The sequence below is a fragment of the Kribbella sp. VKM Ac-2566 genome, from assembly GCF_004366005.1.
In the GTDB taxonomy this organism is placed as follows: Bacteria; Actinomycetota; Actinomycetes; order Propionibacteriales; family Kribbellaceae; genus Kribbella; species Kribbella pratensis.
Genome location: NZ_SODT01000010.1, coordinates 599,514 through 612,986, shown reverse-complemented (window position 1 = coordinate 612,986; position 13,473 = coordinate 599,514). Strand labels below are relative to the sequence as shown.

The 13,473-nt window shown below is 67.1% G+C and carries 11 protein-coding genes; 1 reads left to right on the top strand and 10 read right to left on the bottom strand.

Annotated features, from left to right (window positions below; genetic code table 11):
* Window position 1: 1 nt before the first annotated feature.
* The 6 genes from EV647_RS21230 to EV647_RS21205 all read right to left on the bottom strand — a co-directional run bounded on the left by EV647_RS21230 (window position 2) and on the right by EV647_RS21205 (window position 9,588).
* Window positions 2-1,264 carry an aminotransferase class I/II-fold pyridoxal phosphate-dependent enzyme gene (locus tag EV647_RS21230; RefSeq protein WP_134005469.1) on the bottom strand — a complete coding sequence of 421 codons (1,263 nt, stop codon included), beginning with the start codon at window positions 1,262-1,264 and terminating at the stop codon, window positions 2-4.
* Between the two features lie 47 nt (window positions 1,265-1,311).
* Entirely contained in the window at window positions 1,312-3,324 is a 2,013-nt protein-coding gene (locus EV647_RS21225; protein WP_134005468.1) for a hypothetical protein, read from the bottom strand.
* 51 nt (window positions 3,325-3,375) lie between these two features.
* On the bottom strand, window positions 3,376-5,790 hold the full coding sequence (locus tag EV647_RS21220; protein WP_134005466.1) for a transglycosylase domain-containing protein: 2,415 nt from the start codon (window positions 5,788-5,790) through the stop codon (window positions 3,376-3,378).
* A gap of 111 nt (window positions 5,791-5,901) precedes the next feature.
* Window positions 5,902-7,743 carry an ATP-binding domain-containing protein gene (locus EV647_RS21215; protein WP_202876254.1) on the bottom strand — a complete coding sequence of 614 codons (1,842 nt, stop codon included), beginning with the start codon at window positions 7,741-7,743 and terminating at the stop codon, window positions 5,902-5,904.
* A gap of 538 nt (window positions 7,744-8,281) precedes the next feature.
* Complete coding sequence (locus tag EV647_RS21210) at window positions 8,282-8,983, bottom strand: hypothetical protein (RefSeq protein WP_134005464.1); 702 nt, start codon at window positions 8,981-8,983, stop codon at window positions 8,282-8,284.
* Window positions 8,984-9,012: 29 nt separating this feature from the next.
* Window positions 9,013-9,588: a TetR/AcrR family transcriptional regulator gene (locus EV647_RS21205; RefSeq protein ID WP_134005462.1), complete on the bottom strand. Its 576-nt coding sequence runs from the start codon at window positions 9,586-9,588 to the stop codon at window positions 9,013-9,015.
* 73 nt (window positions 9,589-9,661) lie between these two features.
* On the opposite strand from EV647_RS21205, the gene EV647_RS21200 reads away from it, so the two are divergent.
* Window positions 9,662-10,018: a DoxX family protein gene (locus tag EV647_RS21200; protein ID WP_134005460.1), complete on the top strand. Its 357-nt coding sequence runs from the start codon at window positions 9,662-9,664 to the stop codon at window positions 10,016-10,018.
* Between the two features lie 19 nt (window positions 10,019-10,037).
* Here EV647_RS21200 and EV647_RS43410 read toward each other — a convergent pair whose 3' ends face one another.
* The 4 genes from EV647_RS43410 to EV647_RS21185 form a co-directional block, all read right to left on the bottom strand.
* Window positions 10,038-10,172, bottom strand: a complete 135-nt coding sequence (locus tag EV647_RS43410; RefSeq protein WP_255517873.1) for a hypothetical protein — start codon at window positions 10,170-10,172, stop codon at window positions 10,038-10,040.
* An 82-nt stretch (window positions 10,173-10,254) separates the two neighbouring features.
* Window positions 10,255-11,145, bottom strand: a complete 891-nt coding sequence (locus EV647_RS21195; RefSeq protein WP_134005458.1) for a carbohydrate ABC transporter permease — start codon at window positions 11,143-11,145, stop codon at window positions 10,255-10,257.
* Between the two features lies 1 nt (window position 11,146).
* Window positions 11,147-12,076, bottom strand: coding sequence for a carbohydrate ABC transporter permease (locus EV647_RS21190; protein WP_202871257.1), 930 nt, complete (start codon window positions 12,074-12,076; stop codon window positions 11,147-11,149).
* A complete protein-coding gene (locus EV647_RS21185; RefSeq protein WP_134005456.1) occupies window positions 12,073-13,425 on the bottom strand; it encodes an extracellular solute-binding protein in 1,353 nt (450 codons plus the stop codon). Before EV647_RS21185 ends, EV647_RS21190 begins: the two co-directional genes overlap by 4 nt.
* Window positions 13,426-13,473 lie beyond the last annotated feature (48 nt).

The following is a 13,473-nucleotide window of genomic DNA, read 5'->3' as shown; positions in this document are numbered from 1 at the left end:
ATCAGCTCTTGTCGGCGAGCAACTTCTCGCTCGCCACGAGCCGGACGCAGGTGGCCAGACCGGTGATCGCCGCCTCGACCTCGGGCAGCTCCGGGTACGTCGGGGCGATCCGGATGACCTGGTCGGTCGGGTCGTCGCCGTAGGGGTGCGTGGCGCCGGCCGGGGTGATCGCGATCCCGGCCGCCTTCGCCTTGGCGACGACCTCGCGGGCGCAGCCCTCGGGGACCTGCAGGCTGACGAAGTAGCCGCCGGCCGGTGCCGTCCAGGACGCGAGGCCGGTGCCGCCGAGCTCGGCGGTGAGGATCTTGTCGACCGCGTCGAACTTCGGCCGGATCAGCGCGGCCAGCGTCCGCATGTGCTCGTGCAGACCGTCGGCGTCGCGGAGGAACTGCACGTGCCGCAGCTGGTTGATCTTGTCCGGCCCGATGCTGCGCTTGACCGTGTGGCTCAGCCACCACTCGATGTTCGCCGGCGAGGACCCGAAGAACGCGACGCCGGCGCCGGCGAAGGTGATCTTCGAGCTCGACCCGAACACGAACGCCCGGTCCGGGTGCCCGTTCTCGGCGCACAGTGCGAGCACGTCGGCGAGCTGGGCGGGGGAGTCGGTCAGGTGGTGCACGGCGTACGCGTTGTCCCAGAAGATCCGGAAGTCCGGCGCCGCGGTGTTCATCGCGGCCAGCCGCCGTACGGTCTCGTCCGAGTACACGGTGCCGTCCGGGTTGCTGTACTTCGGCACGCACCAGATGCCCTTGATCGTGGCGTCCTCGGCGACCAGCCGCTCGACGACGTCCATGTCCGGGCCCTCGGTCGTCATCGGCACGGGGACCATCTTGATCCCGTACCGCTCGCAGATCCCGAAGTGCCGGTCGTACCCCGGAACCGGGCAGAGGAACGTCAGCCCCTCGACGTCGGCCCACCGCTGCTCGGCGCCCGGCACCTTGCCGAGCAGCGCGAACACGATCGCGTCGTGCATCAGCTCGAGGCTCGAGTTCCCGGCCGCGAGCAACTGCTCGACCGGCACCTGCAGGTCCTCGGCGAAGATCGCCCGCACCTCCGGCAGCCCGTTGAGCCCGCCGTAGTTCCGCAGATCCGTACCGTCCGCCGACACCGGGTCACCGCTCAGCTCCAGCACTCCGTTCGCCGCATCCAGCTGCTTGGGCGACGGCTTCCCCCGCGTCAGATCCAACTTGAGCCCCTTGGCCACCAGCGCCTCGTAATCCCGCCGCGCCCGCTCAACCTGACCAACCAACTCATCGACACTCACAGAGGAGTCCTTTCCCAAGTACTAGGTGTTGACCCCCAGCCTAGTGATCACCCGACGAAGCGCAGAAACAGGGACTGACCTGGGTCGGTCTTGGTGGCGTCGACGCCGGCGGACTTGGTGAAGTCGTCTTGTTCGTGGCCGGCCCAGTCGGGGATGGGCTTGGTGTTCTGGGTGAGGTGCTGGTACGTCGTTCCGTTCCAGCCGAACTGGTAGATGGTGTGGGCGTCGGCGAGGTACGGCTGGTACGGGCCGGCGGCCTTTGCCTGCTTCGTCAGGGTGTTGTTGAAGAAGACGTTCTGCGGGCCGGTCGCGCCGGACCACTTGACCGCCTTCGGCCCGGCGCCCCACCAGATCGGGTACCAGGTGGACTCGTCCTTCTGCTCGCCGCCCTCGCCGCCGCAGTTCGACCTGCAGTTCGCGGAGCGATGCTCGTACGGGACGTGCACGGTGTTCAGCTCGAACAGGTTGCGGCGTTCCCAGCCGCCGTGCAGGTTCAGGTCCGAGTCCAGGTCGTTGCCGATGACAACATTGCCCGAGGCGGACCATTGCAGGGTGAGGTGCCGCAGGCCGCGGGAGATGTTGCCGGCGTACACCGAGTCCCAGACCCGCGAGCCGCGCAGGTAGCCGTTGCCGCCCTTGCCCTTGTTCCAGGCGCCGTCGAAGACGTTGTCCTGGATCTGCAGGTTCTTGGCCTCCTCGGTGACGATCGCGTGCGAGCCGGTCATGGTGGTCCGGATACCGCGCACCCACGAGTTCACGGCCCACTTCAGCACGACCCCGTGCAGCTCGTCCGCGGGCGCGAGGTTGCCGTAGTTGTGCACCGCGTCGGCCGCCTTGGCGTCGACCGGTTGGGTGAGCGAGAAGTTCTCCAGCCCGACCCCGAGTACCGGATCGACGAGCGGCGACAGCTTCGACGCGTACGACTTGTTCTCGATCTTCTCCGACCCGTCCGAGGTCGAGTCGACCGGTACGTCGTACTCCAGCGGCTTGTCGATCGTGACGGTGTGCTGTGCCTCGTCGACGGCGTTGACGGTGAAGATCTGCTGCCGCATGTGCAGGTTCTGCAGCTCGTGCTCGGTCGGCAGCGCCTGCTGCTGCTCGTAGAACTTCATCGTGTTCGCGGCGCGCACGTTCACGTACCCGCCGGGCTTCACCGTGTCGAGCTTGGCCTTCTCGTCCAGGTAGATGACCGTGTCCCCGGCCTTGGCGGCGAACCCGGCGCCACCGGGCTTCTCGCGGAGCTTCAGGCCCGCCTTCCAGTGCACGTTGACCGTGCCCTCGAAGAGATCCTTGCGATTGGCCGGAGCCTTCTCGTACGCCGCCTGGTAGTCCGGATCGACGCCCCGGCTCTGCACCCGGAACAGCCCGCGCCCCGGCCACAGCCAGCCGCCGGTGCCGTCCTCGAACTCCATCCCGTCCTCGTCCCAGTCGCCGCCGTCCTTGGTGAGTGCGTCGTACCGGGTGTTCTCGTCGGGCCGGAACACGAAGTGGGTCTTGTCGGCGCCGGCGCCGCGGATGATCAGGTAGTCCGCGTCCACGCCGAGCTGTTTCGACACGTCGAGCTGACCTGCGGGCAGCTCGATCAGCGACAGCTTGTCGTACGACGCCTGCTCCGAGCAGCCCGCGCGGATCGCGTCGATCGCCTTCTGCAGACCGTCGGAGTCGTCCTTCGAGTCGTCCGGTTTCACGCCGTACTCGCTCGCCAGCCGGTCGGCGCCGATCTTGCACTCCTGGTCGGGGTTGACCTTAGACCCATCCGGCAGTCCGGCACCTTCGCGGTAGCCGGCCTTGCTCCAGTCCGGGAGGCCCGGGACCGGTGCCCGGCGGTTCACGGCGGACAGGTTCAGCTTCGGCAGCTTGGCGGTGACCGGGGTCGCGCTGGGCACCGGCGCCGTACCGCTCGCGGACGGCGGGGCGCTCGCGCTCGACTTGCCGGTCTTCTCGGCCGACGTGCCGGCAGCGGAGTCGTCCCGGGTCACGAGGACCACGATCACCGTGGCGATCAACGCCCCGAGGACGAAACCGATCAGACCTGTGACCGCGAGCTTGCGACGCCGCACACCCTCACCCCTCGTTCGATGTGGACTCCGAACGGTAGGCGAGAACCGGGGTCAGCGGCCCTTGCACTTGGGGTAGCGCGGGTCCCACGGCGGGCAGGTCGGGAACCCGGGCGGCGGCTTGACGGTCGGCGGCGTCACGGGTGGCGTCGGTGGGGTGACCGGCGGCGGCGTCGGCTTGGCCTTGCTGCCGTTGGAGATGTACAGCAGGACCGTCGCGCCTTCGGGTGCGCCGTCCTCCTGCCGCGGGTTCGTCCAGGCGACCGTCCCGGCCGGCGCGTCCGAGTCGACCTGCGGGCCGTGACTCATCTGGACCTTGAAGCCCATCGACAGCAGCTTCGCGCCCGCGTCCGCGGGCGTCATGCCCTTCAGGTACGGCAGATCCTTCACGTTGCCGCGGATGATCTTGTCGTCCGCCTTCACGAACTTGGTGGTCGGCAGCCCCTGCAACGCCGCCTGCATCGCGGACTTCCAGATCGGGCCCGCGGTGCCGGAACCCGAGGCGTCCTCGAGCTTCTTGCCGTTGAAGACCTGGTTGATCAGGTTGCTTGCCGGCGGGTCGGCGTCGGCGACCACTGAGGCGGCTGCGAGCTTCGACGAGTAGCCGGCGAACCAGACGGCCTGGTTTTCGTCGATGGTACCGGTCTTGCCGGCCAGGTCGCTCTTACCGAACTTCAGCTTGCCGCCGGTACCGCCCTTCGCCATCACTTGCTGCAGCACGTAGTTGACACCGTCCGCAACCCCCGGCGACAGCACCCGGTGACAGTTCGGGCCGGGCGTCGGGATCGCCTTGCCGGTCTTCAGCGAGGCGATCGACGTGATGATCTGCGGGTTGCAGTACATGCCGCGAGCCGCGAACGTCGCGTACGCGTTGGACAGCATCAGCGGTGTGATCAAACCCGCCGAGCCGAGGGTGAACGAGACCACCTGCTGCAGCGGTTTCAGCGTCTGCGCGTCGTACATGCCGAGCTGGGACGCGATCGTCGTGATCGGGCAGAGACCGATCTGCTGGGACAGCTGCAGGAAGTAGGTGTTGGTCGACGCACGGGCCGCGTCGACCATCGACGGGTCGAGGACGGTCTTCGTGGAGTTCTTCGGGGTGTACGAGTCGACCGAGATCGGGCCGTTGCAGGTACTGAAGTTCTGGCCGCCGAGGCTGATCGTCTGCGGCGAGCGGATCCGGTACGTCGTCGGCACGCCCTTGCCGATCGCGGCGGCGATCGTGAAGGCCTTCATCGTCGAACCGTTCTGGAACCCGCCGAATCCACCGGCGTAGGACTTCTCGACGTTGTAGTTGTACGCCGTCTGTCCCTTCTTCCCGCCGTACGTGCGGCTCTGTGCCATCGCCTTCACCAGGCCGGTGCCGGGCTCGACCATCGTGATCGCGGCGACGGCCTGGTCGCCGGTCTTCGAATGCTGCGCGATCGCGGTCTGGGCGGCGGCCTGTATCTTCCGGTCGAGCGAGGTCTTGATCACCAGGCCGGCGGTCTCGATGTAGTTCTCGCGCTCCTCCGGCGTCTTGCCGAACGCATTGTTCGCCTTGAGCTTGGAGACGACGTACTCGCAGAAGAACGGGTACGTCGAGTTCGCGCAGCCGCTCGGGATCACCCGGACCTTCTTGGGGTCGATCACCGGGGTCCTGATCGCGTCCTGGGCCTGCTTGGCGGTGATGATGTTCAGTTCGTTCATCCGGCGCAGGACGACGTCGCGACGGGCCTTGGCGCGCACCGGGCTGTCGATCGGGTCGTACCCGCTCGGGTTCTTCACCAGGCCGGCCAGCATCGCGGCCTGCGGCAGTGTCAGCTTGGCGGCGTGCACGCCGAAGTAGTGCATGGCTGCGGCCTCGACGCCGTACGAACGGTCGCCGAAGAAGGCCAGGTTCAGGTAGCGGTTCAGGATCTCCGTCTTCGGGATCTCCTTCTCGACCGCGATCGCGTAGCGCAGCTCGGCGATCTTCCGCTCGTAGGTCTCGGCGGTGGCATCCTTGACCTCTTCCGGCGTGCGGGCCTTGTTGATCAGGCTCAGCTTCACGTACTGCTGCGTGATGCTCGAGCCGCCCTGCTGGACCCCGCCGGACGACTGGTTGCGCAGCAGCGCGCGGAGGGTGCCCTTGAAGTCCAGCGCACCGTGCTCGTAGAACCGGTCGTCCTCGATCGCGACGATTGCCTTCAGCATCAGCGGGCTGATCGCCTTCAGCGAGACCGGGGTCCGGTTCTGCTGGTACAGCGTCGCGATGGTCTTGCCGTCCGCGTCCTGGATGATCGACTTCTGCGCAAGAGGCGCCGTCTGCAGGTCCTGGGGCAGGTACTGCACCGTGTCGTGCGCCTTGGCCGTGGTCACCCCGGCCAGACCGGCGAAGGGAAGGGCCAGCCCGGCGGTCAGCGCTCCAGCGAGCGCGCTGACCACGAGGAACACGAACACGGACCACACGACGTTGGGCCGCTTGGCCCGCCGCTCGCCTCTGTGCATGGTTGGGCAGATTACGTGAGGAGAGTGCTTTCCGGGAGTCTCCTCGTTACGGAATTTACACATTGACCCAACGATCTTACCGTCAGTAATCACAACTTCACTACCCGACGATCATCCCAGGACGTCGGGGAGCTCGCCGAGGATGGTCAGGTGTTTGGTGGCTCGGGTGATGGCTACGTAGAGGTCGGAGAGGCCGCGGTCGGATTCTTGGACGATGGTGGCTGGGTCGGCGATCAGGACCGCGTCGAACTCGAGGCCTTTGGACTGGGCTACGTCGAGGAGGGCGACGGTGCCGTCGAGGACCGACGGGTCGTGGCTGTGGGCAACTTCTGGGAGTACGGCGGCGAACTCTTCGTACCGGGATGCCGGGACGATCACGGCCAGGCGGCCGTCGCCGATGTGTTCTCGCTCCGACTTGACCGCGGTGCGCAACGCGTCGGGTAGTTCGTCGGGCGGGACGTTCCGGAGCAGCGGCCGGGTGCCGGTTTCGCGGACCGAGGTGGGTGGCTGCAGGGTCGGGTCGATGGCGGCGAGGACGTCGCCGGCCACCGCCATGATCTCGGACGGGGTGCGGTAGTTGACTGTCAGTTCGGCGGTGCGCCAGCGGCGGGCGGCGTACCGGTCGAGGAGTTCGGCCCAGGACCGTACGCCGGCGGCCGAACCCGTCTGCGCGATGTCGCCGACGATCGTCATCGACCGGCGCGGGCAGCGGCGCATCAGCATCCGCCAGTCCATCGCGGACAGCTCCTGGGCCTCGTCGACGATGACGTGGCCGAACACCCAGTTGCGGTCGTAGGCGGTGCCTTCGGCGCTACTCGCCGGACGGTTGAACACGCGCGTGCGTTGGGCGATCAGATCCTTGAACTGCTCGATCTCCCACGGCTCGATGGTGATCCGCTCGGCGGTCAGCTCGATGTCGACGATGCCGTGCGCGTACTCCCGGCCGGCCTCCTCGGCAGCAGCATCCTCGGCCGCACGGCGCTTGCGTCCGGCAACGACATCCGCGGTCTCGCCGAGCAGCTCGGCCGCTTCGTCGAGCAGTGCGACGTCCGACGCAGTCCAGTCCGCGGCGAGTGGACGCAGTACGGCGGAACGCTCGGAGGCACTGAGATGCGGCGCGGCGGCGGCCAGCCGGTCGTCCGAGGAGAACAGCACCGAGACGAGGAGCTGCGGTGTGAGTTCGGGCCACAACTGGTCGAGGAGCTCGAGGACCCGGTCGTCGTCGAACAGTTCCTGCTGGATGTCCTCGATGTCCGCGTCCCCGACGTACTGCCGGCCGATGCGGTCGACCACTTGCTTGGTGAGGATCTTGAGGACGCGCCGGACGAACAGCGGCCGGGCCCGGTTGTGCAGGGGCTGCGCCGCGAGGGCGCCTTGTTGTGCCTTCCGGATCGCGTCCGGCCGAAGTACGAGCTCGTCCTGGTCGACCTTCAGCCGGATCGGCTCGGCCGGGACGACGCGGAAGCCGGCGATCGCCTGCGCGATCACGTCCGCCATCGCCAGGTTGCCCTTGATCCGCGCCGCTTCGGCCGGCTCGGGCGCGGTCGCGGCGACGCCCGGGAACATCTCGCTGACCGTCGCGAGCACGACATCGGTCTCACCGAGCGAGGGGAGTACTTGGTCGATGTAGCGCAGGAACGTGCTGTTGGGTCCAACTACCAGTACGCCGCTCCGCCCGAGCTGCTCGCGATGCGTGTAGAGCAGGTACGCCGCTCTGTGCAGCGCGACCACGGTCTTCCCAGTGCCCGGACCGCCCTGTACGACGAGCACCCCGGGCAGGCCGGACCGGATGATCTCGTCCTGCTCGGACTGGATCGTCGCGACGATCTCGTTCATCCGGCCGGTGCGGCTCGCACTGAGCGACGAGAGCAGCGCCGCCTCGCCGATCAGCGTGCTGCGTTCGCCGTCGTCGATCGCGTCCGCGTCCAGGAGGTCGTCGTCGACCCCGACCACGGTCCGGCCGTGCAGCCGGATGTGACGGCGGCGTTTGACCCCCGAGCGGTTCGGCCGCGGTGGCCCGGTAGAACACTTGCGCGACGGGCGTCCGCCAGTCGATCAGCAGCGGGTTGTAGTCGTCGTCGAACAACCCGATCCGGCCGATGTGGAACCGGTCGCCGGCCGTCTCGTCGATCCGCCCGAAACACAATCCGCGTTCCACCGCCGACAATTGCGAGAACCGCCCGGAGAACAGATCCGTGAACGACTCCCGCTCCGACCGGGCCTGATCCGTCCCGGTAGTTTCCTCGACCTGCACCCGGCCCAGTTCGCCACGCGCCTTTTCGCGCAGCACATCGAGCCGTTCGTACATGATCGTCACTTCGCCTTGCTCTGCAGCGATCTCCTGCTCCAGCACTCCTGCCCCCGATCCCGTTGTTGCTTTCACCGAAAGGCTCTGATATTCTGAACCTAGAAGCCCGGAGAGGGCTTCTTTTTTGTTTTCCGGCACAAACACACAACGGTACCTATTTCCGCGGCGGCGGGCAACGCCGGGTCAGCCGGCGTTCCAGATGACGACGTCGAACGTGGTTTTGACCTCCAGCCCAGTGGCCACCGAGGTGACCTTGAGTCTGGCGATGTTCTGCTCGCTGGTGCGTATGCACAGCACGGTTCTCTTCGACAGCTTCGCCGGCTCCCGGCTGCCAAAGGTGTCGACTGCTGCCGAGCATTCGGCGTACCCCGGCAGAGTGCTGGTCGCGCCGGACCACTGCGCGACCAGAGTGCCGTTCGAGGACAGCAGTTCGTGGTTCAGCTCCATGGCCACGTCGCCGTTGTAGGAATAGCCGACACGCTCGGGTGGTGCGGCGTCCAGGTCCTTGGGCTCGGTGTCGAGCAGGAGCGCGCCCTTCCACAGTTGAGTTGCGACAAGAGAGGTGCTGGGGATCGCGGCCGGAGGCGAGGTCCGGCTGGGTGCCGGGGTCTGCGGCGGGGGCGGCGTCGTAGTCGGAGTGGTAGTCGGAGTGGTGGAAGGGGTCGTAATCGGTGCCGCTGGCGACGTAGGCGCTGAACTCGACGAAGTAGGTGCCACGGACGGGCCGGCGACGGTGGTGCTGTCATTGCCCGAGGAGACGAGGAGAGGTACCAACGCGGCGATCAGAGCGGCGACGATCGACGCCGCGGCAGCGATCCAGGCACTTCGCTGATGTCTGTCGAACCAGCTGTTCGCATCGGGTTTCTCGTCCGCCAAAGCACTCATCACCCCACTGGCCAACCGGACCGTCGAGGTTAGCAGTCCGTGAGTCCACGAGCACTGCCCGGATTCAGTACGCGGGTGATGACGTCTGCGACCATGCGGCGGGGGATGGGGCGGTGGGCGACGAAGTGGCGGTAGAAGAACGGGCTGGTGAGGAGGTCCGTGGTCAGTTCGGGGTCGGTGTCGGGTGGGAGTTCGCCCCGGTCGCGGCCGCGTTCGAGGACTGTGAGCAGCGGCTCGCGGCGGCGGTTCGTGAGGTCGGTGTGGAGTTTCGAGAGGGCGGGATCACGTTCGGCAGCGTCGATGAACGCCGCGAGCAGCCGGGGGAACGGCGTACGTTCGAGCAGCGTCACGAACGCGTTCAGGATCTCCGTGACGTCCTTGGCGACCGAGCCGGTGTCGGGCGTCGGGAACGGACGATAGGTCGCGTCCATCGCGTCCACCAGCAGCGCGCCCGTGGTCGGCCAGCGCCGGTACAGCGTGGCCTTGCTCGCGCCGGCCCGCCGCGCGACGGCCTCCATCGTGAATCCGGCCAGCCCGGCCTCGTCCAGTACGTCGAGCGCGGCCGTCAGCATCCGCTGTCGCGCGCCGGCTCCCCGCGAGACCATTAATCCACCTCCATCGAAACGCTATCGTACCGTTAGTGAAGAGTACGGGTCCGTTTCGATAGAAGGTGATCCGATGAGGACCACGACGTACTGGACAGTGACCTCGATCGTGGTGGGGGAGTGTGCCGTCGGCGGCGCGATGGATCTGTTCCGGATGGCGCCCTTCTACCCGATGCTGATCGACCTCGGATATCCGAGCTACCTGTCCACGATCCTCGGTACGGCGAAACTCGCAGCTGCAGTGGTGATCGCCGTACCGCGGCTGCCGCGGCTGAAGGAGTGGGCGTACGCCGGTGTGCTGATCAACATGACCGGCGCGGCGGCCTCGAACGCCGCCGCGCACAAGTACACCGGGATGATCGCCCCCGGCGCGTTCGCCGTACTGGCGCTTGCGTCGTGGGCGATCCGGCCCCGGAGCAGGAGGCTCTGACAATCTGCCGAAGCCGGCCTCAGCCGCCCAGCGAGATGATGCCCGCCTCGACGGGCCCGGACTTGCCGTACTGCGCTCCCGTGATCACGAAGACCAGACGCCGTGCCGGCGTCGGGTACGGCGCTCTGCTTGGCCCGCGTCCGGCCGCCGTCATCACTGCGGTAGAGCGGAAACCCGGGCCTCCACCGCCTTGGTAGGTCGCGAGCAGGCTGTGCGAGTTGCCCGGCGCCGCGGCTCTACCGGCTGAAGCCGGCGGTCAGGCCGCCGAGCAGTTGCCGGCGACTCACGGCGTACAGAATCACGATCGGTAGCGTGGTGAGGACGACCGAGGCGAGCACCGCCGGGACGTTCACGCTGTACTGACCCTGAAAGCTCCACAGCGCCAGCGGAAGCGTGCGCTTGTCGGGACTCTGGGTGAGGATCAGCGGCAGGATGAACCCGTTCCACACGCCGAGGCCGTTGTAGATGCTGACGGTCACCAGGGCCGGGCGGGTCAACGGCAGCGCGAGCTTGCGCATCATGCCCCACTCGGTCGCGCCGTCGACCCGCATCGACTCGAAGAGTTCCTTCGGTACGTCGCGGATGAAGTTCGCGAGCACGAGTACGGACAGCGGGATCGCGAACGCCACCGAAGGCAGGATCAGCGCCAGCAGGCTGTCGTACAGGTGCATGCGGATGATCAGCAGGTAGACCGGGATGATCGTCGCCTGCAGCGGGATCGCCAGCCCCATCAGGAACAGACCGTTGACCCCGGCAAGGAACCTGCTGCCGGCGCCGCGGATGATCGCGTACGCCGCCATGAACGAGATCGCGACCGCCGGGATGATCGTGCCGACCGTGACGATCACGCTGTTCAGGAAGTACCGCGGGAAGTCGGACTCGATGACCAGCTTGTAGTTGTTCGTGGTCGGCGCGGACGGCAGCGCGAACGGGTTCTGGCTGAAGTACGCGCTCTGGTCCTTGAAGCTGGTGACCACGATCCAGTACAGCGGGATCAGCACGATCGCCAGCCAGATCCAGCCGGCCAGTCCGCCGAACCAGTTCAGCTGGAGCAGTTTGTGGGCCCGGACGGGTCCGCTGCGCCGGGCGCGGGTCGTCGTACCGCTGCTGGTGGTCGCCACTGCCATGTCACGCACCTTCCTGCTGGCTGGCCGTCGTACTGCCGCCGAGGCGCCGCAGGATCAGCGCGAGCGCGAGGCCGAGCAGCACGATCAGGGCGGCGATCACGCTCGCCGGACCCATCTGGTTGGACATGAAGCCGCGCTTGTACATGTCCAGCGCGAGCACCCGGGTGGCGTCACCGGGACCGCCCGCGGTCAGGACGAAGATCAGGTCGAAGAACGTCAGCGAACCGACCACCATCAGCGTCGACGACGTGATGATCGTGTACTTCAGTTGCGGCACCGTGATGCTGAAGAACTGCCGGATCCGCCCGGCGCCGTCGATCGACGCCGCCTCGTACATCGTGGTCGGGATCGCCCGGACGCCGCCTTGGTAGATCAGCGAGTGGAACGGGATGAACTGCCAGGACACGATGAAGATCAGCACGCCGATCGCGAGGTCGCTCCTACCGAGCCAGTCCTGGGTGAGGAAACCGATCTTCAGGCCGGCACCGAGCCCGAAGTTCGGGTCGAGCAACGCCTTGTAGGTGATCGCGATCGCGGTCGAGCTGAGCAGCAGCGGGATGAAGTACAGCACCGCGAGGAACGCGCGGTACCGCTGCCGGCCGGCCAGGAAGGTGCCGAGCAGCAGGCTCATCGGGGTCTGCACGGCCCACGAGAGGATCATGATCTCGAAGGTCACCAGGATGCTGTGCGGCAACTGGGAGTCGGAGAGCACGGACTTCCAGTTCGACAGCCCGGCGGCGTGGATCGCGCCGAGTCCGTCCCACTGGGTGAAGCTCAGGACGAGTACGCCGATCAGGGGGATGACGCCGAACAGGACGAACAGCAAGAGTGCGGGCAGCACCATCCAGGCGACGGCACCGCTCCGCCCGACGCCGGACGACGGACGTTGTGCGGTGGCCGCCGGCGCGACGGGCGGAGCGGTTACTGTCACTGGCCGATCACCGCGTTCATGTTCGTGGCGAACTGCTGCGGGGAGATCGACAGCTGGAAGAGCTTGGCGATGTTGTCGAGCAGCGTCTCGGCCTGGGTCGGGCTGAGGGCCTGGTCCCAGGACTGGGCGAAGTTCTTCGCGTTCGCCGCGGTGTCGTAGACGAAGTTCAGCCACGCGGAGTCGTTCTTGTCGGTGATCGACGCGAGCTTGTCCTTCGCGCTCTTCACGACCGGGATGTTGCCGGACTTCACCCAGGCCTCCACCGTGGCGTCGTCGAGAGTGTTGTTCGCGATGAACTTCTTCGCGGTCGCCTTCTCGGCGTCGGTCGCCTTGGACGAGATCGACATGTACTGACCCGGGTTGCCGACCGTGTCGCTCGGGTCGCCCTTGCCGCCGTCGACCGGCGGGAAGTTCATGTACCCGAGGTGCCCGCCGGTCACGAAGTCGCCACCGGACGACTTCATGTTCCCGTAGGTCCAGGCGCCGTGCAGCATCATCGCGGCCTTGCCGGTGAACAGCAGCGCCTGGTCGGCGTTGGAGTCGGCGGTGATCGAGGAGAAGCCCTTGACGAACCCGTTCGCCTTGATCAGCTTCTGCATCTCCTCGAGGGCCTTGAGCGCGGACGGGTCCGACCAGCCGTCCTTCTTGCCGTCGAAGATGTTCTGGAAGACCTCGCTGCCGCCGATCCGGTCGAACAGGAACTCCAGCCACATCATGTTGGTCCAGCGCGACTGGCCGCCGAGCGAGAACGGCGCGATGCCCTTGTCGTTGAACTTCGGCACCAGGTCCATGATGTCGCCCCAGGACTGCGGGGGCTCCGCGCCGATCTTCTCGAACGCGCGCTTGTCGTAGAACAGCACGATCGGGGTGACGGTCTCTCCCGGCACCGCGTAGATCTTGCCGTTGACGGTGGCCGCCGTGAACGCGGACGGAAAGATCGAGTTCTTCAGGTCGGCCTGCTCTTTGGTGAGCCAGTCGGTCAGGTCCTCGACCTGGTTGGCTTCGACATACGCCTTCAGGCCGCCGCCGCCCCAGCCCCAGATCAGCGTCGGGCCCTGGCCGGCGCCGATGGCGGTCTTGATCTTCTGCTTGAACGCGTCGTTCTGGAACTCGGTGGTCTTGAGTTTGGTGTCCGGGTTCGCGTCGTTGAACCGCTTGACCTGCGCCTCCCGGATGCCCTGCTGCGGCTGTCCGGTGAGGAACCAGTACGTCGCCCCGCTGCCGGCGCCGCCGGCCCCGGCGGTCGAACCGGGCGTGCTCTTCGGCCCGGAGCTGCCGCACGCGGCGAGACCGGCCGCCAGTGCGCCACCGCCGACCAGGCCGAGGAAGTTACGCCGAGATGTCGTCATGGGATCCACAGTGATCTCCGTACTCCGTGCTGCCCCCACAGGTTGCGG